The 20055-nt window shown below is 27.3% G+C and carries 19 protein-coding genes; 1 reads left to right on the forward strand and 18 read right to left on the reverse strand.

The annotated features are described in order from the left end of the window. Window position 1: 1 nt before the first annotated feature. The 11 genes from glyQ to rpsL all read right to left on the reverse strand — a co-directional run bounded on the left by glyQ (window position 2) and on the right by rpsL (window position 12800). Window positions 2–883 (reverse strand): glycine--tRNA ligase subunit alpha, encoded by an 882-nt coding sequence (gene glyQ / locus AELL_RS11910; RefSeq protein WP_118918166.1) that lies wholly within the window; start codon window positions 881–883, stop codon window positions 2–4. After that, entirely contained in the window at window positions 884–1114 is a 231-nt protein-coding gene (locus AELL_RS11915) for a glutaredoxin domain-containing protein (protein WP_014475118.1), read from the reverse strand. Next, window positions 1114–1608 carry a 5-(carboxyamino)imidazole ribonucleotide mutase gene (gene purE / locus AELL_RS11920; protein ID WP_118918167.1) on the reverse strand — a complete coding sequence of 165 codons (495 nt, stop codon included), beginning with the start codon at window positions 1606–1608 and terminating at the stop codon, window positions 1114–1116. The genes AELL_RS11915 and purE overlap by 1 nt, the downstream gene beginning before the upstream one ends. 39 nt (window positions 1609–1647) lie before the next feature. Then, window positions 1648–2907 carry a glycosyltransferase family 9 protein gene (locus AELL_RS11925; RefSeq protein ID WP_118918168.1) on the reverse strand — a complete coding sequence of 420 codons (1260 nt, stop codon included), beginning with the start codon at window positions 2905–2907 and terminating at the stop codon, window positions 1648–1650. Window positions 2908–2920: 13 nt separating this feature from the next. Further along, a complete protein-coding gene (locus tag AELL_RS11930) occupies window positions 2921–4210 on the reverse strand; it encodes a peptidase U32 family protein (protein ID WP_118918169.1) in 1290 nt (429 codons plus the stop codon). 127 nt (window positions 4211–4337) lie between these two features. Further along, the gene (locus AELL_RS11935; protein ID WP_118918170.1) at window positions 4338–7211 is read right to left on the reverse strand and encodes a cache domain-containing protein; all 2874 of its coding nucleotides are present in this window, start codon (window positions 7209–7211) and stop codon (window positions 4338–4340) included. Window positions 7212–7277: 66 nt separating this feature from the next. Continuing rightward, on the reverse strand, window positions 7278–8807 hold the full coding sequence (locus AELL_RS11940; protein ID WP_118918171.1) for an AAA family ATPase: 1530 nt from the start codon (window positions 8805–8807) through the stop codon (window positions 7278–7280). A 3-nt stretch (window positions 8808–8810) separates the two neighbouring features. Further along, on the reverse strand, window positions 8811–9677 hold the full coding sequence (locus AELL_RS11945) for an NAD(+)/NADH kinase (protein WP_118918172.1): 867 nt from the start codon (window positions 9675–9677) through the stop codon (window positions 8811–8813). A 140-nt stretch (window positions 9678–9817) separates the two neighbouring features. Continuing rightward, entirely contained in the window at window positions 9818–11923 is a 2106-nt protein-coding gene (gene fusA / locus AELL_RS11950; protein ID WP_118918173.1) for an elongation factor G, read from the reverse strand. 9 nt (window positions 11924–11932) lie between these two features. Continuing rightward, a complete protein-coding gene (gene rpsG, locus AELL_RS11955) occupies window positions 11933–12400 on the reverse strand; it encodes a 30S ribosomal protein S7 (RefSeq protein WP_014475126.1) in 468 nt (155 codons plus the stop codon). A gap of 16 nt (window positions 12401–12416) precedes the next feature. Continuing rightward, a complete protein-coding gene (gene rpsL / locus AELL_RS11960) occupies window positions 12417–12800 on the reverse strand; it encodes a 30S ribosomal protein S12 (protein WP_014475127.1) in 384 nt (127 codons plus the stop codon). A gap of 238 nt (window positions 12801–13038) precedes the next feature. On the opposite strand from rpsL, the gene AELL_RS11965 reads away from it, so the two are divergent. Beyond that, the gene (locus AELL_RS11965) at window positions 13039–14190 is read left to right on the forward strand and encodes an MFS transporter (protein WP_118918174.1); all 1152 of its coding nucleotides are present in this window, start codon (window positions 13039–13041) and stop codon (window positions 14188–14190) included. Between the two features lies 1 nt (window position 14191). On the opposite strand, the gene AELL_RS11970 is transcribed toward AELL_RS11965, so the two are convergent. From AELL_RS11970 to cbiM, 7 genes are all read right to left on the reverse strand, one after another. Next, complete coding sequence (locus AELL_RS11970; RefSeq protein WP_118918175.1) at window positions 14192–15007, reverse strand: DUF2971 domain-containing protein; 816 nt, start codon at window positions 15005–15007, stop codon at window positions 14192–14194. Window positions 15008–15041: 34 nt separating this feature from the next. Continuing rightward, window positions 15042–16916 (reverse strand): methyl-accepting chemotaxis protein, encoded by a 1875-nt coding sequence (locus tag AELL_RS11975; protein ID WP_118918176.1) that lies wholly within the window; start codon window positions 16914–16916, stop codon window positions 15042–15044. 113 nt (window positions 16917–17029) lie between these two features. Next, entirely contained in the window at window positions 17030–17473 is a 444-nt protein-coding gene (locus AELL_RS11980) for a cache domain-containing protein (RefSeq protein WP_118918177.1), read from the reverse strand. Between the two features lie 195 nt (window positions 17474–17668). Beyond that, a complete protein-coding gene (locus AELL_RS11985; protein ID WP_118918178.1) occupies window positions 17669–18319 on the reverse strand; it encodes an energy-coupling factor ABC transporter ATP-binding protein in 651 nt (216 codons plus the stop codon). Further along, window positions 18316–18963, reverse strand: a complete 648-nt coding sequence (locus tag AELL_RS11990; protein ID WP_192941197.1) for an energy-coupling factor transporter transmembrane component T family protein — start codon at window positions 18961–18963, stop codon at window positions 18316–18318. The genes AELL_RS11985 and AELL_RS11990 overlap by 4 nt, the downstream gene beginning before the upstream one ends. Then, window positions 18960–19448 carry a hypothetical protein gene (locus AELL_RS11995; RefSeq protein WP_118918179.1) on the reverse strand — a complete coding sequence of 163 codons (489 nt, stop codon included), beginning with the start codon at window positions 19446–19448 and terminating at the stop codon, window positions 18960–18962. Before AELL_RS11995 ends, AELL_RS11990 begins: the two co-directional genes overlap by 4 nt. Further along, entirely contained in the window at window positions 19442–20047 is a 606-nt protein-coding gene (cbiM, locus tag AELL_RS12000; RefSeq protein ID WP_118918180.1) for a cobalt transporter CbiM, read from the reverse strand. The genes AELL_RS11995 and cbiM overlap by 7 nt, the downstream gene beginning before the upstream one ends. Between the last annotated feature and the right edge of the window lie 8 nt (window positions 20048–20055).

Genomic DNA, 20055 nt, shown 5'->3' on the forward strand with positions numbered 1-20055 from the left:
CTTATCTTCCTATTCTTTTTAATCTTTCAGGTTCTTGTTCTTTATATAAAACAGCACAACCTTGAGCTAATTCTCTAACCTTCAGAATATAATTTTGTCTTTCAGTTACAGAAATCGCTTTTCTTGCATCAAGTGTATTAAAAGCATGACTTGCAATCATACATTGGTCATAGGCAGGAAGAGGAAGACCTGCTTCTAAACAAGATTTACATTCAGCAAAAGCATCATCAAAATGTCTAAATAACATTTGAGTATTCGCTACTTCAAAATTATATTTTGAGAACTCATACTCTCCCTCTTTATGAACATCAGCATAAGTTGTTTTACCAAATTGATTTTCATTCCAAACTATATCAAATACAGAATCAACACCTTGTAAATACATGGCAAGTCTTTCTGTTCCATAAGTAATTTCAACAGCAACAGGGTCACAAGCTAAACCTCCAACTTGTTGGAAATATGTAAATTGTGTAACCTCCATTCCATCAAGCCATACTTCCCAACCAAGTCCCCAAGCTCCAAGTGTTGGTGATTCCCAGTTATCTTCAACAAATCTAATATCATGTCTTGAAACATCTAAACCTAAAAATTCCAAAGATTGTAGATATAAATCTTGAATATTATCTGGACTTGGTTTTATTAAAACTTGAAATTGATAATAAGCACCTAATCTATTTGGATTTTCTCCATATCTTCCATCAGTTGGTCTTCTACTTGGTGCTACATATGCTGTACTCCAAGGAGTTGAATCTAAACTTCTTAAAAGTGTAGCTGGATGAAATGTTCCAGCTCCAGCAGGAATATCATAAGGCTGAACAATATTACAACCTTGATTTGCCCAAAATTCTTGTAATTTTAATAGCATTTGTGAAAATGTAATCATCTATTTAATTCCTAACTCTTTATTTATTTTATTTTTGTCAAAACCACAAATCCATCTATTTCCTATTAAAATTACGGGAGCACCAGAACAATGTTTTTGACAATCTTGTAATGCTTGTTTATTTTTAGATAAATCTATAAGGTTATATTTTAGTTTTTTGCTTTTGAAATAAAATTTTGCTTCCTCACACCATTTACAATTTGGTAAAGTAAATAGTGCAATTGGCTTCATTATAAAATTACTTCAACGTCTTTAGAATCACTTTCAACTTTTTTAGCTTGAACGATTCTATCTTCTTTTAATTTTGTTGATAACTCTTTATCTGTAATAGCTAAAATTTGCATAGCTAAATACGCAGCATTAACAGCTCCACTTCTTCCAAGTGCTACTGTTCCAACAGGCATTCCAGCAGGCATTTGAACAGTTGAAAGCATAGCATCCATACCATCCATTGCTCCACCTTTCATAGGTACACCAATTACAGGTTTTGTTGTACTTGCAGCAACTGCACCAGCTAAGTGAGCAGCCATTCCAGCAGCAGCAATAAATGCAACAGCACCTTTTTCTTCTGCTTCTTTGATATAAATTTTAGTTCTTTCTGGACTTCTGTGTGCTGAAGATACAACTAGCTCATACTTTACATTAAATTTTTCAAATGTATCAGCACAATGTTTCATAATTTCATAATCTGATTTACTACCCATTAATATTGATATAAAATTCATAGTTTTTCCCTTTTTATTTTTTAAAAGTTCAAGATTATATCAAAAATTATCTAATAGTTTTATAATCTTATCTACTTTTACTTTTCGCCAAGATTCTGATTTATAAATTGTTAGTTTTTCATTTTCGTAAATAAATTTTGATAAATTTTTTGTTTTATCTTTTACAAATATTGGTTTTATATATTTATAATATTTTATCTTTTTTTCAAAATTTTTATCAGTAAAAAAAACAACTGTTGGTATCATAAAAGCATCACTTATATGATAAGTTGAAGTATCAGTTGTAATTATTTTATCCATATTTGAAACAATATAAATAAAATCACTTATTGTTTTTGACTCTTTTGATAAATCAATATAATTATCCTCTTTTATCTTTGAATCAATTTGTAAAGTAGTAATTATGAGATAATCATCAGCTTTTGCCAATAATTCTTTTAATAAATCAATTGCAATTGCCTGAGGAATTGATTTATTTATATTTGCTGAGTATGGATGAAAAAGTAGCAATTTCCCTTTTCTTTTTGCTTCATCAATTTTTTGAATTAATGTATCTTGGGGTTTATAATTAATTAAATCTAATTCATTATATTTTTCAGTTTCATCAATTTTTTTATAATTTATTCCGAATTTATATAACCAAGCATCAACACTATTTAATTCATCTAATAGTTTATTCATATTCATACTATTATCTATAAAATAGTCATATTCGCAAAGTTTTTTTGATGTTATACTTAAAGGGAAAATATTATTAATATATTTTTGAGTTTTATAAATTTCTTTATCTCTTGTATAATAACTATTATTTGAAGCATTGATATATATGTCAAATTTTATATTTTTATAAACTTCTTTTAATTTTTTATATAAAATTCTTAAAGCAGTACAAGATGAAATTATTTCACTAATTGTTGAACCAACTCCACCAATTAATGCTACATTTATTTCATCTTTTTGAATATTTTTTAATTGTTTAAAAATATCAGTTTCAACAAAATCAAAAAAATCTATATTATTTTGTTCTTCTCTTTTTTTTGCTTCATCAATATTTATAATTCCTAATTCAATAGGAAAATTAGGGATATTTCTTATGTTTTTTTCATTTAGCTGTTTTGCAAAATATTTAGTTTTGTCAACTCTTGAAAAGATCTCTTTTATATCAACAAAATCATCATAAGTAGTAATATAAACTGTCTCATTTTCAAGTTCTGATGGAGTTTTTAGTTTATTATAATAAACCATTGTTCCATCAGTTGTTTTTATATTAATATTCTGAGTAACCCTAAAAAAAATCATTTCTTTTAAAAGCTTATTCTACAATATTATCTTCAACGTTCTCAATTCTAAACATTGTTAAATAAGGAAGTTTACCAGGTAATTTGATTTTATTTACATTACCACTATGAACCGATTCTAACTCTTTATTTGTTTCAGTTAAAATCTTTTTGAAATTAATATAATACATCCCATCTTTTTTGAAAATTTTACCAATTTCATTTTCACATTCAACTAACTCTTCACCCATTGGAGTAAAGATTTCAATATCTTCATTTGGATAAACTTTGTATTTACATAAAAAGTGTTCTTCATCTTCTGTCACTAATCCAGTTACTTCATAAGAACCTTTACTTAAAGCATAATCATGATTTTGAGAATCTGTTTTCTCAAAAGGTCTATGAATTAAATAAGCATCAGTAAAACCTCTATTTTTTGTTGTATATAACTCTTTTTGATATTTTTCTGGTTCAAATTTACCTTCATAATAATCATCAATTGCTTCTCTATAAGCTTTTGCAGTTACTGCTGCATAATAAGGAGATTTTGTTCTTCCTTCAATTTTTAAACTATCAACAGCTCCACTATCTAAAATCTCTTTTATATGAGAAGCTAAATTCATATCTTTTGAGTTAAAAATATAAGTTCCAACACCTGGTTCTTCTTCTAATCTAAATAACGTATTATGGTCTTCATTTGCAGCATATAAAGTATATTGGAATCTACAATCATTTGCACAGCTTCCTCTATTTGGAACTCTTCCCATTTGAACAGCACTTACTAAACATCTTCCACTATAAGCAAAACACATAGAACCATGAACAAAAATCTCTATTTCCATATCAGGTAAATGTTTTTTAATTTCAATAACATCTTTTAATGAAATTTCTCTTGCAACAACAATTCTTTTAACTCCCATATCCCAATAAACTTGAGCATCAAGATAGTTTAAAACATTTGCTTGTGTTGATAAATGAATATCAATTTCAGGAGCAATTTCACGACAAAGTCTTACAACACCTGGCGCTGCAACGATAAATCCATCAGGCTTTAATGCTGCCATTGTAGCAATATGTTTTTTCAATAAATCTATTTGAGAATTAAATGGAAATCCATTTATTGTTGCATAAACTTTTTTCCCTCTAGCGTGAGCATAATCAATTCCCTCTTTAAAAGTTTCAAACGTAAACTCTTTTCCAGCTCTAATTCTTAAGCTAAAGTGACTAACTCCTGCATAAACGGCATCAGCGCCATATTTAATAGCAATTTTTAATTTTTCTAAATTTCCAGCAGGTGAAAGTAACTCTACTTTTTGATTATTCATAAAATTCCTTTTAATATTCTAATAATATTTTCTTTTTAAAATATAATATTATACCTATTTTTAAATAAATATAAATATAAGACTTAATTTATCTGATTTGTTTTGATTTTTCTAAGAAGGAGAAAGCTTAAAAGCTTTCCCACTCATCATCATTCGTTGATGAAGTAATATGTGTAGTTTTTTTTGTTTCTAATACTGCTTTAGGTTTTGAATTTTCAACTTTAATTTGAGTCTCTTTTTTTTCAAGTTTTTCAACCTTGTTTTCTACAAAATTATCTTTTTTTATTTGGTCAAGTGATCTAAATACTTCAAATGTAGCTTTATCTAATTTTTGTGATAATTCATTTAAAACTGATTGATCAGAATTAATTTTACAATCTTCATTTATATAATTTTGAACACTATTATGAACTAAATCATGATTTGTTTTTAGTACATTCCAATTTTCAGTTTTTGTAAAAGATTTTCCACTATTTTCCTGTTCTAACATCCATTTACCTAAATCACACTCTGTTGATTTAGTTACACTCCATGCAACTTTTGAACTTCCAACTTTATCAAAATTTGTTAATTTGAATTTTATATGGTCATTTTTTAATTTTGAAATTTTAAATACTAAATCAATATCTTCAATCTCTTTTTTACTCATCTCTTTAAATTTTGCTCTATCTGCAATTTTTAATAAGTTTTCAGATAAATTTGCAACTTCAGAAGCTAAACCACTAATAATTGTTGCTGAGTTTGCATTTACTTGTGTTGCTTGGTCCAAAGTATTTATAGTATCATTAATTTGAACTATTCCTTTTTCTTCCTCTTTACTTCCTTGAGATACATCTTCAATTAAACTAATTGTTTCATTAATTTTTGTATTTAATGTTGAATATCCACCTATCATTTCATTTGCAATAGATTTACCTTCATTTGCTTTTGCAGTTGCAATTTGAACAATATTTTTAATCTCTTTTGCAGCTTCAGCACTTCTACTTGCAAGATTTCTAACCTCTTGTGCAACAACAGCAAATCCTTTTCCAGCTTCACCAGCAGTTGCTGCTTCAACAGCTGCATTTAAAGATAAAATATTTGTTTGGAAAGCAATTTGATCAATTACTGTAATTGCATCGTTAATTGATTTTACTTGTTCATCAATATCATCCATAGCTTTATTTGTTTTAGAAGCTAAAACTTCACCCTCTTTTGAAGAAAGTTGTAATTCAGCTGCTAAATTTGACATTTGATGTACTTTTTGTACACTTGATTTTACAATTGAAGTAATCTCTTCAACTGCTGCTGCTGTTTCTTCTAATGATGCAGCTTGTTCATTTGCTGATGCTGAAAGTTTATTTGCAGCATTTGATAAAACACTTGTATCTTCATTTAATTTTCTACCACTTGTTACAATCATAGATAAGAATTCAGAAACAGTAACCCCAATTAATTGAGTACTTGCAGCTAATGAAGATATTATTCCATTAACTTTTGTTGTATCAATTTTTGAATCACCAATTGAGAAATTTGAATTTCCATACTCAATTAAAATATTATTTAATCCAACTAAATTTTGATTTGTTCTTTCAATCATTGAATTAATTGAATCTCTTAATTTTTGAATTTGAGGATTTGAAGATGTTTTTTCTATTTTGTAAACATAAAAACCATTAATTACTTTTTCAATAACTTCATCAACATTTTCTATTACTTTTGCATCTTCTTCATATCCAGCTTTTAATTTTCCAATGTAACCATTAAAGCTATCTACTAATTCTCCTATTTCATCATTTGATTTTTTTTCTATATGATCAGCATTTGTATTTCCTTCTGAAATATTTACAACTGCTTCATTTAGATTTTCTAAAGGTTTAATTATTGTTTGTTTTATAAAATAATTATAAATTAAATATACAATAATGATTGAAATAATTGAAAAAATAGTCATACTAATAATGATATTATTAATTTGCTCGTTTGTATTTTTTTCCATTAAAGCAACTTCATTTTCTATATCATCAACATATGCACCAGTACCAATTATCCAATCCCAAGGTTCAAATTTTTGAACATAAGAGAATTTTTCTTTTGGATCATTTTTCTTTCCTGGTTTATCCCACCAATATTTTACTAAACCACCAGCTTTATTCTCATTTGAAACTTTTGCCATTTCAACAAAAAGTTTTTTACCTTTTGCATCAACATTTGAAGACAAATCTTTGCCATCTAAATGTTTACTAACAGGATGCATTATCATTTTTGGAGAAGAATCATTAATCCAGAAATAATCATTATTTGCATATCTCATTTCAGAAAGTGTTTTTAACGCTTCTTCTTGCATTTTTGTTGTTACATCATCAACATATTCACCTGTTCCAATTACCCAATTATACGGTTTGAAAAGTTTTACAAATGAAACTTTTGGTTGAGGAGAATTAAAACCTGGTTTTGGCCAAACATAATCAACAAAACCTTCTGAATTTTTCTTTGCAACTTCTGCAAATTCAAAAAATATTCTTTTACCAGCTTCATCTTTGTAATCAACCATATTTTTACCATTTAAAGCAGGTTTAATTGGATGTGTAACTATAACTGCATCAGTATCATTAACCCAAAAATATCCAGTTTTTCCATATCTTGTGGCATCAATAATATTTTTTAATCTATATTTTAATGCCTCTTCGGATAATGAACCTTTTAATTTTTCATACTCAGATTCTAAAATTGAAAAAAGAAAATTTGTTTGTGTTTTTAAATCTTCTTGAACTTCAACTTTAATTTTATCAATTGCAGTTCTTCCATAATAAGCTTCAACTGTTTTGATTGCTAGTGATACATAATTTTTTAATTCAGCTTCTTTTTTTAAATAAGCTTCTTCTTTAAACTTTTCAATATTATCTTTTGAAAACTTTTTGATAGAATATATCGAATCAACAGTAATAGCTACAGAAATTACTATTATTGTAATTAAAGAAAGAATTAAAATCTTACCTTTTATAGACATGTTAGAAAACATTCAACTCTCCATAATTTTTGTTAGAGAGTATAATATCTATTGTAGTGTTAATTTGTCAAGTAATTATTAATTTAATAAGTTTTTTGCAAATTCAATGGCTTCAGAAGTTACATTCTCACCACTTATCATCCTTGCAATCTCATTAACTCTTTCTTGGTCATTTAATAATTTTACTGTAGATATACCACTATTTTTATCTACTAAAAAATGTTGGTTGGCACTTGAAGTTAATTGTGGTTGGTGTGAAATTGCAAATATTTGGTAAGAGTTACTTAATTTTGTAAGTACCTTTGATATTGCATCACTCTCTTTTCCACTTAAATTTGCATCAATCTCATCTAAAAATAAAATTCCATTATCAACAATATCAAATTCACTCATAGATGTTAAAAGTGCTAATCTTAACCTATTATATTCACCAGAACTAATAGTTTCTAAAGCTACACCATTTAGTTCAAATAAAACTTCATCTATTCCTGTGAAATCCAAATTTTTTTCTTTTATAATTATTTTTGCATTACTTAAATATAAAAATTTTAAATACTCATTTATTTTCTCTTCTAAAATCAAAACTGTCTCTTTTCTATATTTTGATATTTCTAAAGAGTATTTATCTATTTTATTATTTAATTCTTCATATTTTTTTTCTAACTTTTCTTTTTGAAAAAAGATATTTTCATAAGATTCTAACTCAATTTTTTTCTCTTCTTTATATTTTAAACACTCTTCAATTGAACCAAATCTTTTTTGTAAAGATGATAGTTTTTCAATTCTATCTAAAACTTTTTCGATATTTGTATCTTCTAATTCATGTAAAGAATCACTAAACTTTTCAAAAATATTATTTAGTTCATTCATTGCTTCATCAAAAAAGTTTGAATCAACTTCCATTAGTTCTAAAGCATTTATTACACTATGATTAAATTCAAATATTGGTGATGCTTTTTTTATTGCAACTTCAACTTTCTCTTTTTTTGCTAATTTCTTTTTTAAAGAATTTAACTCTTCATATTCATCAATACTTGGATTTATTTGTTCAATTTTATCAATTTCAAATTTTGCAAACTCTTTTAAATCTTCAAGTTTTTTTTCATCTTCTTTTATTTTTTCTAACTCTTTTTTTGTTTTGATTAGCTCTTTATATAAACTATCAAAACTATCTTTTAGTTCTTTAAATTCAACTTTATTTTTTGATGTCAATTTATCTAAAAAATCAATCAATTTTGGACTATCAAATTCAGAAGTATCTTTCAAATTTAAGTGTTTAATTAGTTTTGTAGAAAAATCAAAAAGATTCTTTTTTGATATAGTTTGATTATTTAAAAAATATCTAACCTTATCTTTTTTAATACTTTTTATAATAATTTCATCTTGTATAGAAATATCAAAAGCTTCATCACAAATATTTGTATCACTTAAAATAACTTCACCAATATTTGCTTTTACTTCACTCAGGGCAAATAATGACAAAATTGCTTGCATTAAAATAGATTTTCCAGCACCACTTGGTCCTGTAAAAATATTTAATCCTTTATCAAACTCTAAATCAATTTCATCAAATGACAAACAATCTTTTAAATAAACTCTTGTAATCAATTTTTAGTTTCCCCATCTTAATTTTTCATTTAAAACTTCAAAATAATTTCTTTGAATTCTATGTAACATTTTTGCTTTTTTATTTGCAATTTTTATTTTTATTGATTGATTTTGTTCAATTTCATAAATATCTTGACCATCCACAATCACAACAGCACCTTGATTATCCATAATTTTAAACTCTATTTCAAAATCTGCTGGCATCACAAGTGGTCTTTGTGTTAATGAATGAGGAGCAACTGGTGTAACTATAAAAGCCTCTGTTAGAGGATAAACAATTGGACCACCAACGGATAAATTATAAGCTGTTGAACCAGTTGGTGTAGAAATAATTACCCCATCACCATAATATGTATTAAAAGATTTTCCATCTATTTTTCCTTTTATTTTTATCATAGAAGAGATAGATTTTCTTGAAATTACAATATCATTAAAAGCAACAAATTTGTTTAAATTTACACTTCCTTCAACCATCATTCTATTATCAATTTTATATATATTATTTTTTAAATCTTCAATAAATTTAGGTAATTGTTCCATTGAAATATCTGTTAAAAAACCTAATGTTCCAAGATTTATTCCAAGAACTGGTTTATCATATTTAAAAGATTTTCTAACTACTGAAAGTAAAGTTCCATCTCCACCAACTGATATTAAAAAATCTACTTTTTTACACAACTCTTCTAGGGATAAACCTTCTAAACCTATCATATTTGCTGAGTTATTTTCAAGTAATATTTCTATATTTGAGTATTCAAATAACTTTTTAATTTCATCAAAAGTCTTCTTTAATTCTGGACTTGAAGGTCTTAAAATAACCCCTGCTGTTTTAATAGTTGGTAAAAGTTCAACATTTTTTTCAATTCTCAAGTTTTATCCATTTTTTAAATTCATTTAAAATATTTGATTTATTCTATCCAATTAAATATAAAATAACTTAAATAAATTTAATTCAAAAAAAAAGGGATATGCTAATGCACATCCCTTTTTTATTTTAAGAAAAGTTAAAATTAACCATTTCTCTTTTTAATAATTTCTTCAGAAACATTTTTTGGAACTTCTGAATAGTTATCAAAAATCATTGAGTATGTAGCTCTACCTTGAGACATAGATCTTAAGTCTGTAGAGTATCCGAACATTTCAGATAATGGAATCATTGCAGTAACTAATTTGATACCTGCTCTGTCGTCCATAGATTGAACTTGTCCTCTTCTTTTATTACAATCCCCAATAACATCTCCCATATAATCTTCAGGAGTTTCAATTTCAACTTTCATAATTGGCTCTAAAATAACAGCTTGAGCAGCTGCACTTCTACAAGCTTGTTTGAATCCCATAGAAGCAGCTAATTTAAACGCCATTTCAGATGAGTCAACGTCGTGGTAAGAACCGTCATAAACAGTAACTTCAATATCAACCATTGGATATCCAGCTAAAATACCACCTTGCATTGCTTCAAAACAACCTTTTTCAACAGCAGGAATATACTCTTTTGGAATTACCCCACCTTTAATGTCATTGTTAAATTTGAAGTTTTCTTCGCTATCAACTAATGGTTTAATTTCTAAGAATACGTGACCGTATTGACCTTTACCACCAGATTGTTTTGCATATTTATACTCTTGTTTAACAGCATTTCTAATTGTTTCTCTATAAGCAACTTGAGGAGCACCAACTTCAGCTTCTACTTTGAATTCTCTTTTCATTCTATCTACAAGAATTTCTAAGTGTAACTCACCCATTCCTGAAATAATAGTTTGTCCAGTCTCTTCATCAGTATTAACTCTGAATGATGGATCTTCTTCTGCTAATTTACCTAATGCAATACCCATTTTTTCTTGGTCAGCTTTAGTTTTTGGCTCAACTGCAACAGAAATAACTGGTTCTGGGAATTCCATTCTTTCTAAGATAACAGGATCTTTTTCAGAAGCTAATGTATCTCCAGTAATTGTATATTTTAAACCAACAACAGCACCGATTTCTCCAGCATAAAGCTCTTTAATCTCTTCTCTATTGTTAGCGTGCATTTTAAGTAATCTTCCGATTCTCTCTTTTTTCATTTTTGTAGAGTTATATACATAAGTTCCAGATTCTAAAACCCCTCTATAAACTCTTGTAAATGTTAACTGTCCAACGAATGGGTCAGTCATAATTTTAAATGCTAATGCTGCAACTTCACCATTATCAGTTGAAGGAACGATTACAGCTTCACCATCTTGCGTTTCTCCATTGATATCAGCAACTTCAGTTGGAGCTGGTAAATACATAGCAACAGCATCTAATAAAGTTTGAACACCTTTATTTTTAAATGAAGTTCCACATACCATTGGAGTAATTTCCATTGCTAAACATCTTTTTTTAAGTCCTGCAACGATTTCTTCTTCAGTTAATTCAACACCCTCAAGGTATTTTTCCATTAATTCTTCAGATGATTCAGCAGCAGCTTCAACCATTTTTTCTCTATATTCAGTAGCTTGATCCATTAAATCTGCTGGAATTTCTTCAACATGGTAGTTTGAACCCATCGCAGCATCTTCATCCCAAACGATAGCTTTCATTTGTACTAAATCAATAACACCTTTGAATTTTTCTTCAGATCCAATTGGAATTTGAATAGGAACTGGATTTGCTTTTAATCTTTCTGCAACTTGTTTTTCAACATTAAAAAAGTTTGCACCTGTTCTATCCATTTTATTTACATAAATAATTCTTGGAACACCATATTTATTAGCTTGTCTCCAAACTGTTTCAGATTGTGGTTGAACCCCACCTACTGAACAAAATACAGCTACAGCACCATCAAGAACCCTCATAGATCTCTCAACTTCAATAGTAAAGTCAACGTGACCTGGAGTGTCAATGATGTTAATCATTAATTGTTCTTTAGTTTTTGGGTGAGTCCAGTTACAAGTAGTAGCAGCAGAAGTAATTGTAATACCTCTTTCTTGCTCTTGCTCCATCCAGTCCATAGTTGCAGCACCTTCATGAACCTCACCAATTTTGTGTGAAACACCTGTATAGAATAAAATTCTTTCAGTAGTTGTTGTTTTTCCTGCATCAATGTGAGCAGCAATACCGATATTTCTAACTCTGTTAAGTGGTGTTTTTCTTGCCATATTATAATCCTACCATCTGTAGTGTGCAAATGCTTTATTAGCTTCTGCCATTCTATGCATATCTTCTTTCTTCTTGAAAGATGAACCTCTTTCATTAGCAGCTTCGAATAATTCGTTAGCTAATCTTTCAACCATAGTTCTTTCATTTCTTTTTCTAGCATATTCTACTAACCATCTTAATGCTAAAGTTTGTCTTCTTACAGCTCTAACTTCAACAGGAACTTGGTATGTAGCTCCACCAACTCTTCTACTTCTTACTTCTAAAAGTGGTTTAACGTTTTCAATTGCTCTTTCGAATAAATCAAAACCTTTTTCTTCACCTCTCGCATCTAAGTTTGCGATTGCACCGTATAAAATTTTTTCAGCAGTTGATTTTTTACCATCTAACATAATTGCATTAACAAATTTTGTGATCACTTTACTATTGTAGATAGGATCAGCCATAATTTCTCTAACTGGAGCTTTTCTTCTTCTCATTTTCTTATCCTTCTACTTATTTTTTACCGGCTTTAGGTCTTTTAGTACCATATTTAGATCTTGCAACAGTTCTGTTTGCAACACCAGCAGTATCTAATGCACCTCTAACGATGTGATATTTAACCCCAGGTAAATCTTTTACCCTTCCTCCTCTTACTAAAACAATTGAGTGTTCTTGTAAGTTGTGACCTTCTCCACCGATGTATGAAATAACTTCAAAACCTGTTGTTAATCTAACTTTTGCAACTTTTCTTAAAGCCGAGTTAGGTTTTTTTGGAGTTGTTGTATATACTCTTGTACATACTCCTCTTCTTTGTGGACACTCTTTAAGTGCTGGTGATTTAGATTTTTTAATCACCTTTTTTCGCTCATTTCTTACAAGCTGATTGATTGTAGGCATTTCTTTCCTTTATATAAATTGGTTTGAGTAATTATAGCTTTACTCAAGCTTCTCGTGCAAATCAACATTTAGTTGAAACGATACTCCCATTCTAGGAAACTTGGTAGAGTTTTCTAAAAAAGTTCAGGATTATACTTAAAATTATATTAAAAATATCTTATGTTATATTATTCCTTACATTAAGTTTGAAGTTATCTTTTTTTACTAAAATTCGAAAAAATAAAAAGGTAAAAAATATATGACTAAACAACTATTTCCTTTAGCTTTAGGTGGTTTAGCAATAGGAACAACTGAATTTATAATTATGGGATTACTTCCTGATGTTGCAAGTTCAATAGATGTTTCCATTCCTGTTGCTGGACACCTCATCTCTGCGTATGCATTTGGAGTTGTTATTGGAGCTCCTACATTGGTTGCTCTTAGTGCAAAATTTCCTCCAAAATCTATACTGATTGTATTAATGATTTTATTTACAATATTCAACGCTTTTTCAATTATTGCACCAGATTACAATACACTTTTAATGTCACGATTTTTTGCAGGGCTTCCCCATGGAGCTTTTTTTGGAGTAGGAACTGTTGTTGCTACAAAATTAGCTCAAAAGGGGAAAGAGGCTCAAGCTATCTCTTCAATGTTTACAGGACTTACTGTTGCTATTTTACTTATGGTTCCATTTGTTACATTTATAGGACATAATCTTCATTGGAGATACGCATTTGGAATAGTTTCCTTACTTGGTTTATTAACTATTTTATCTTTATATCTTTGGTTGCCAAAATTAAAACCTCTAAAAACTGTAACCTTTAAAGAAGAGTTAGAATTTTTCAAAACAATTAAAGCTTGGCATATTTTAACTATTGTTGCTATTGGTTTTGGAGGACTTTTTGCTTGGTTTAGTTATATAGCTCCACTTTTAATTCATGTTTCACAATTTGATGCTTCACAAGTTTCTTATCTAATGATTGTTGCAGGGGCTGGGATGGTTGTAGGAAATATAATGGGTGGTTATTTAGCTGATAAAAAAGATCCTGCAACTGCAACTATAATGCTTTTATCATTTATGGTAATTTCACTTATTTTAGTATTTTTTCTTTCAGAGAATAAAATCATCTCTATTCTTCTTACTTTTATTTGTGGAGCTTTAGCTATGTCAATTGGAACACCAATAAATATGGTAATGTTAAAGAGTGCAAAACATTCAGAGATGTTAGCTGCTGCATTTATGCAAGCTGCGTTTAATGTTGCAAACTCTTTAGGAGCATTTTTTGGAGGGATACCTTTATTTTTTGGTTTATCTTTTAGTTATCCTTCTCTTGTTGGTGCATTTATGGCAGGAACGGGTGCTTTATTGTGTATTATTTTTTATAAAAAATATCAACAAAGTTTTTAAATCATCTATATGATGATTTTGAACTTTTTATTTTTACATTATAAAAACCATTATTAGCCAAAAATATTCTTATTTCTTGGTCTATAAACTTATTCTTAGGTCCTTTAATTATCTCTAGTATTGGTTCATTTTCCTCATTAAAATTATCAAATTTTAGTTCAAAATATGGTATTAAACTTCCACAAACAGCTCTAAATAACATTGTTGAAATATTCTTTTTAAAAATAAATCTTTTTGTCTCTTTATCTTCTATAATCAAAGGTGTATGAATGAGTCTTATCTCTTGTTCTTCCATAAAAAGTTCATTTTTTGATTTAGCTGAAAGATAATTTATCTCATTTATTATATTTTCACAAAACTCTTCAAATTCAAAAGATAAAAAATCAAATTTCTCTTCAAACTTAAAAAGAGGCTCTAATATCTCTTCAATCTCTTTTTGTTGTTGTTCTTCATCATATAAAACTTTTGATGTTTTTATTAATTTATTCTCTTTAAAATATTCTGTATTAAATCCAATAGCAACACCATATCCATCATTTGCATAGGCTCTCCATTGACTTAATAAATCTTCTCCTTTTGAAAAAGAAGCGATATAAACATTTGGTTGTTTTTTTTCATAAAGTTTTAAAAATGTATTAAATTTTTCGTAGTTATTTTTAGTAGTTAATTCTTGAATTCTTTTCAAAACTTTTTCTTTAATCCAATGAATCTCTTTATAATCGTTTAGATTATAAACTGAACTAAGCCATAAAGTTTTATTTTGAATTATTGCTTTAAAAGCATCAACATTACAATAGTGATACATAATATTTCCCATAGTAATCTCCTATGGAAAACATTATACTATAAAATTATTTCCCCTCAAACTCTTTTTGATTGGTATTTAACACAACTTTTTCAGCTATATCATTTACTTCACGTGCAACTTTATTTGCCTCATCAGCAGATGTTGCATTTTTTTGTGTCACTTGGTCTAAGTTATTTACTGTATCGTTGATTTGTTCCATTGCATTAAACTGCTCTTTTGAAGAGCTTGAAACTTCATTTATCAAAGATAAAGTATTATGAATATTTGTATTTAATCTCTCATAACCTTGTATCATTTCAGCTGAAATTACTTTACCTTCATTTGCTTTTAAAGTCGCATTTTCAACCAAAGTTTTAATCTCTTTAGCAGCATCAGCAGACCTACTTGCAAGATTTCGCACCTCTTGAGCAACAACAGCAAATCCTTTTCCAGCTTCACCAGCAGTTGCAGCTTCAACAGCTGCATTTAAAGATAAAATATTTGTTTGAAATGCAATTTGGTCAATAATTGTAATTGAATCAGCAATTGCTTGTGTTTGGGCATTTATTTCATCCATTGATAAAGCTGTTTTTGAGGCTAACTCTTGTCCAACTATAACTGAATCAGAAACCTCATTTGCATAAGAGGTCATTTTTACAATATTTTGTGAACTATTTTGCATATTTGCTGTAATCTCTTCTATTGCAGCAGCCGTTTGTTCTAAAGAAGCTGCTTGAGAATTTGCCGATGTTGTTAAATTTTCAACATTTCTTGATAATCTTTCTGCATTTGAAGATAAAATCAATCCCATCTCTTTATTTTCAAGCAACATTGATGTAATTGCTAAACCAAGTTTATTTACATCATTACATAAAGCTTTTAAATCTCCATCTAATCCTGCAACATTTATTTTTTCTCTATAATCATAATTTGCATATAAAGATAAAACTTTCATTACATTTTTGATGTTATTTTCAACAGCACTTAACATTTGATTTATTACATTTTTTAACTCATTTAAAGAAGGATTGTTTGTTTCACCTTCAATTCTTGTATTTAATAAACCTTTTTTTGCTTCATTTGCACATTTTATTGCACTATTTACAATCTCTTTATCTTTTTCAATAGATTTTTTTGCAACCAAAATATTTTTATTAACTTCATTTGCCATAATTCCCAATTCATCTGTTGAATTTATCTCTATAAGTTTTGATTCTTTAGTCTCTTGGTTTAAATATTTAAAGAATTCCAATAAACCTTCATTAAATTTTTCCAAAGGTTTTTTAATCGAGTTTGTAATTAGAACTGTCACAAAAAATACTGTAATCAAAACAATAATAATCAAAGAGTATAAAGTGTATAAAGTTGAATCAATTTTACTTAAAGCATTTTTATAACTTAACTTATTTTGTTCATCTGCTGTTTTATTTATTGCATTTAATTTTTCATTAATAACCAAAAAAACCTCATCAGCAACGGATAACATTGGTGTTGCCATACCTAAATCAACACTTAACATATCAACTGCATCTCTAACTGTTAAGTTATACTCTTTTAACTCTTTGTTAACAGCTTCTATACTTTTTTTATCATCAGCAGTTAAATACTCTTCTTTTAAAAATATTTCCATATCTTTTTCTATTTTTGCTTTTAGATTATTTAACAATGTAATTTGTTCATCAATTAATGATTGTTCATATTTATCTGTTGCATAACTAAAAATCTTGTATAAAATTGAATTGAAAAGATTTATATCACTCAATAATTTACTACTTGATTTATAAAGTTCAAATTTTACATCAACAATATTTTTTAATGTTTCTTTATCTGATTTTAGTGCGTTATTAGAAAAGATTGCTAAGACTATTAGAAAAAGAACAGCTATAACTGGAGCAATTAATACTTTTTTACCTAATTTCATATTTTTTATACCAAACATAATCTATCCTACTTAATTTAGATTTTATGCAGAATTTTCTAAAAATATAAAACTACTCTATACTTTTAGAAAATTTAAAGTCTTGAAAAACAAGACTTTAAATAAATAATGTTCTACTCTTTGTATACACCAGCACCAATTAGTTGATTTTCTCCAATTCCAATAACGAAAGATGTTTTTGGAGTTTGTTCTCCTTTAGTTGGATGATCCCATACATAATCAACCCAACCAGAACCATCTGCTTTAACTTTATCTATAAACTCTTTGAATAATTGATTTCCTGCTTTATCTTTATATCTATAAAGATTTTTCCCTTTTAAAGGTTTTTTTGGATGAGCTGTTATGATACCATCAAAATCATTTGCCCAAATATATAAATCACCATTTACAAATTCACTTTCTGGTTTATTAAACTCTTCAACACAAGCAGCAACACCTACTTTTTTACAAAAGTCTACACCTTTCATAACAAGGGCTTTTGCTTCATCTTGTGTATTAGCATTTGCAAATGTTGCACATAATAATATTGAAGCTCCTAACTTAAATAATTTACTCATAACCTTCTCCTTAGTTAATTTTTGTAAACAATGTTTGCATAAAAATAATTAATTGAATCTTAATATTTATTGATTATTTTTAATAAACTTAAATTTTTATTAAAATGCTATTTTATTGCTATTCTAAGGCATTTTTTGAGCTTATTTTTTTAATTTTTTAGCAAAAAAAGAAAATATATTACTAACTAGAAATAATTAATTTTTCTCTAATTTTTTATTTTCTAGTTTATAAATTGTAGGTGTTAATTGTTCTATAAAAGATTTGTGATGAGAGATAATAATCATTGATTTTTTTATAGAATTTAAAATATTTATAATTCTTTTTTCAGAACTTTCATCTAAGGCATTTGTTGGTTCATCTAAAAGTAAAATTTTTGGTTTAGTTATCAAAATACCAGCAAGTGCAACTATTTTTTGTTCTCCACCACTTAATTCATAAATTATTCTATCTTTTAGATGTGATATTTCTAATTCTTCTAGCATTTCTAAAGCTTTTTGATAAGCCTCTTCTTTTTTTGTTCCTGTTGTTCTTAAACTAAACATTACATCTTCAATAACAGTTGCAGATAAAAAAAAGCTACTAATATCTTGAGGTAGATATCCAACTTCAAAACGGAAATTTCTATAATCTTTTTTATTTTTAATCAAATTATGAAAAAGATATAACTCTCCTGAATAAGACTCTTCAAGTCCTGCAATTATTCTAAGAAGTGAACTTTTACCAACACCATTTGAGCCAATAATTGCTACTTTTTCTTCATGTCCTACACTTAGATTTATATTCTCAAATAAAAGATTACTTCCATTTGAATATGAAACATTTTTTAATGTTATAGAACAACTCATGCAAAAACCTTCAAAATAAATGTTATTAAAACTGTAATTATTAAATAAAAATCAAATTTATTTAGATTAAAACTATCACTTAAATAAATCTCTCCATTAAAACCTCTTAATTCAAAACTATCTTTTAAATTTTGTGCTTTTTGGATTGATTTTACAAATAATAAACCTAAAATATTACCATAGGTTTGATAGATAAAAAGATTTGTTTTACTATGAAAACTTCTTGTTACTAGTGTAGTTTTTATATTTTTAAAATCATCTTGCAACTCAACTATCATTTTCCATGTAAAATAGAATGTTGAAACAAATCTATTTGGGAATTTTAACAAATAAAATCCTCTTACAATATCCAAACCTTTTGAATTATAAAAAAGCAATAGATTAAAAAATATAATCATGTTAGTTCTTACATAAATATTTAAAGCTTCAACTAAACTATTTTGAATCCAAACAAATACAAATATTGCAAATATGAAAAGGTTTAAAAATAGTAGTTTTTTTAATACTTTAAAAAGATTATCAAAATTTGTAATAATCAAAAAAATTAAAGGAATTAAAAAATAAAACTCAAAAGTAGAAAAACTTAGAATCAAACTATAAACAAATGCACAAATAAGTGAAATTGCTGGATTAAAATTTATCAATTTTTCACTCTTTTTAGAACCATAAAAATTACAGCAATAATAATTAATCCAAATAGAACTTTAAATATTTCAAAATAATCAAGCTGTTCTTCTAAAACTTTTATTTTATTTTCTAAATCTCTATTTTTTTCTTTAAGTTTTTTTAGTTCTTCACTTTCACTACTTTTATCTTCAATAATTTCATTTTTTACTGCGACAATCTCTTTTATCTCTTTTGTAACAATATGACCAGCACCTGCATCAACCAATACCATTAACTCTTTTTGATTTGTTTTAAAATTATATTCACCATTTGAATCTAAACTATCACTTAATAAAATATTGTTTTTTATATCTCTTATTTCAAGTTTACAATTCATGCAAGGTTTTGCATTTGCAAAATATGAACTTATGAAAAAATTTTCATTTTCAAAATCCGTAAAAAGATTTATTTTGTGTGCAAATAAAAATATTGGTAAAAAAAGAAAAATTAAATATTTCAACATAAACTAGTATCCTTTAAAAGAGTAGGCATTACTTTTTTTATATAAAGTAATAAGAAAAGAGTTATTATACCTTCTAAAATCATTGTTGGAATATTTACAGCGATTACAGAATATCCAACTGCTAAATATTCTTCTTTTGATAAAACTAAAATTATAAATAAAAAAATTGATGAAATAAAAACACCAATAAATCCAACTAAAAAAAATCTAATTTTTTCATTTATCTTTTTCATAATATTTAATTTAAAGATTAAATATACCATAAATGCAGGCATTGCCATAATTATTATATTTGCACCAAGTGAAGTTAGCCCACCAAAACCTAAAAGTAAAGCTTGTAATATTAAAGCAATTGAGATAGATAAAAAAGCTAAATTTCCTAAAAAAATTCCTATAAATCCAAGTAACATCAAATGAATTTGTGTAGGACCAAAAGGTATATGTATAAATGAAGTTACAAAAAATAGAGCACTCAAAGCTGCAACTAAAGCTATTTTTTCATTTGATAATTTTTTTAATGCATAAGCACAAAATAAAGTAGCTACAACACCTGTTGTTATAGCCACTTCAACACTAATTATTCCATCTGAAATATGCATAAATTATC

Origin of the sequence: Arcobacter ellisii, from assembly GCF_003544915.1 — a bacterium.
GTDB lineage: Bacteria > Campylobacterota > Campylobacteria > Campylobacterales > Arcobacteraceae > Aliarcobacter > Aliarcobacter ellisii.

What these genes read in the sequence shown, in the direction of transcription:
- cbiM (WP_118918180.1), bottom strand. Translation starts at nt 20,047, where the DNA reads ATGCATATTTCAGATGGAATAATTAGTGTTGAAGTGGCTATAACAACA.
- rpsL (WP_014475127.1), bottom strand. Translation starts at nt 12,800, where the DNA reads ATGCCTACAATCAATCAGCTTGTAAGAAATGAGCGAAAAAAGGTGATT.
- AELL_RS11970 (WP_118918175.1), bottom strand. Translation starts at nt 15,007, where the DNA reads ATGGGAAATATTATGTATCACTATTGTAATGTTGATGCTTTTAAAGCA.
- AELL_RS11935 (WP_118918170.1), bottom strand. Translation starts at nt 7,211, where the DNA reads ATGTTTTCTAACATGTCTATAAAAGGTAAGATTTTAATTCTTTCTTTA.
- AELL_RS11985 (WP_118918178.1), bottom strand. Translation starts at nt 18,319, where the DNA reads ATGAGTTGTTCTATAACATTAAAAAATGTTTCATATTCAAATGGAAGT.
- AELL_RS11980 (WP_118918177.1), bottom strand. Translation starts at nt 17,473, where the DNA reads ATGAGTAAATTATTTAAGTTAGGAGCTTCAATATTATTATGTGCAACA.
- AELL_RS11965 (WP_118918174.1), top strand. Translation starts at nt 13,039, where the DNA reads ATGACTAAACAACTATTTCCTTTAGCTTTAGGTGGTTTAGCAATAGGA.
- rpsG (WP_014475126.1), bottom strand. Translation starts at nt 12,400, where the DNA reads ATGAGAAGAAGAAAAGCTCCAGTTAGAGAAATTATGGCTGATCCTATC.
- AELL_RS11995 (WP_118918179.1), bottom strand. Translation starts at nt 19,448, where the DNA reads ATGTTGAAATATTTAATTTTTCTTTTTTTACCAATATTTTTATTTGCA.
- AELL_RS11975 (WP_118918176.1), bottom strand. Translation starts at nt 16,916, where the DNA reads ATGTTTGGTATAAAAAATATGAAATTAGGTAAAAAAGTATTAATTGCT.
- fusA (WP_118918173.1), bottom strand. Translation starts at nt 11,923, where the DNA reads ATGGCAAGAAAAACACCACTTAACAGAGTTAGAAATATCGGTATTGCT.
- glyQ (WP_118918166.1), bottom strand. Translation starts at nt 883, where the DNA reads ATGATTACATTTTCACAAATGCTATTAAAATTACAAGAATTTTGGGCA.
- AELL_RS11925 (WP_118918168.1), bottom strand. Translation starts at nt 2,907, where the DNA reads ATGATTTTTTTTAGGGTTACTCAGAATATTAATATAAAAACAACTGAT.
- purE (WP_118918167.1), bottom strand. Translation starts at nt 1,608, where the DNA reads ATGAATTTTATATCAATATTAATGGGTAGTAAATCAGATTATGAAATT.
- AELL_RS11915 (WP_014475118.1), bottom strand. Translation starts at nt 1,114, where the DNA reads ATGAAGCCAATTGCACTATTTACTTTACCAAATTGTAAATGGTGTGAG.
- AELL_RS11930 (WP_118918169.1), bottom strand. Translation starts at nt 4,210, where the DNA reads ATGAATAATCAAAAAGTAGAGTTACTTTCACCTGCTGGAAATTTAGAA.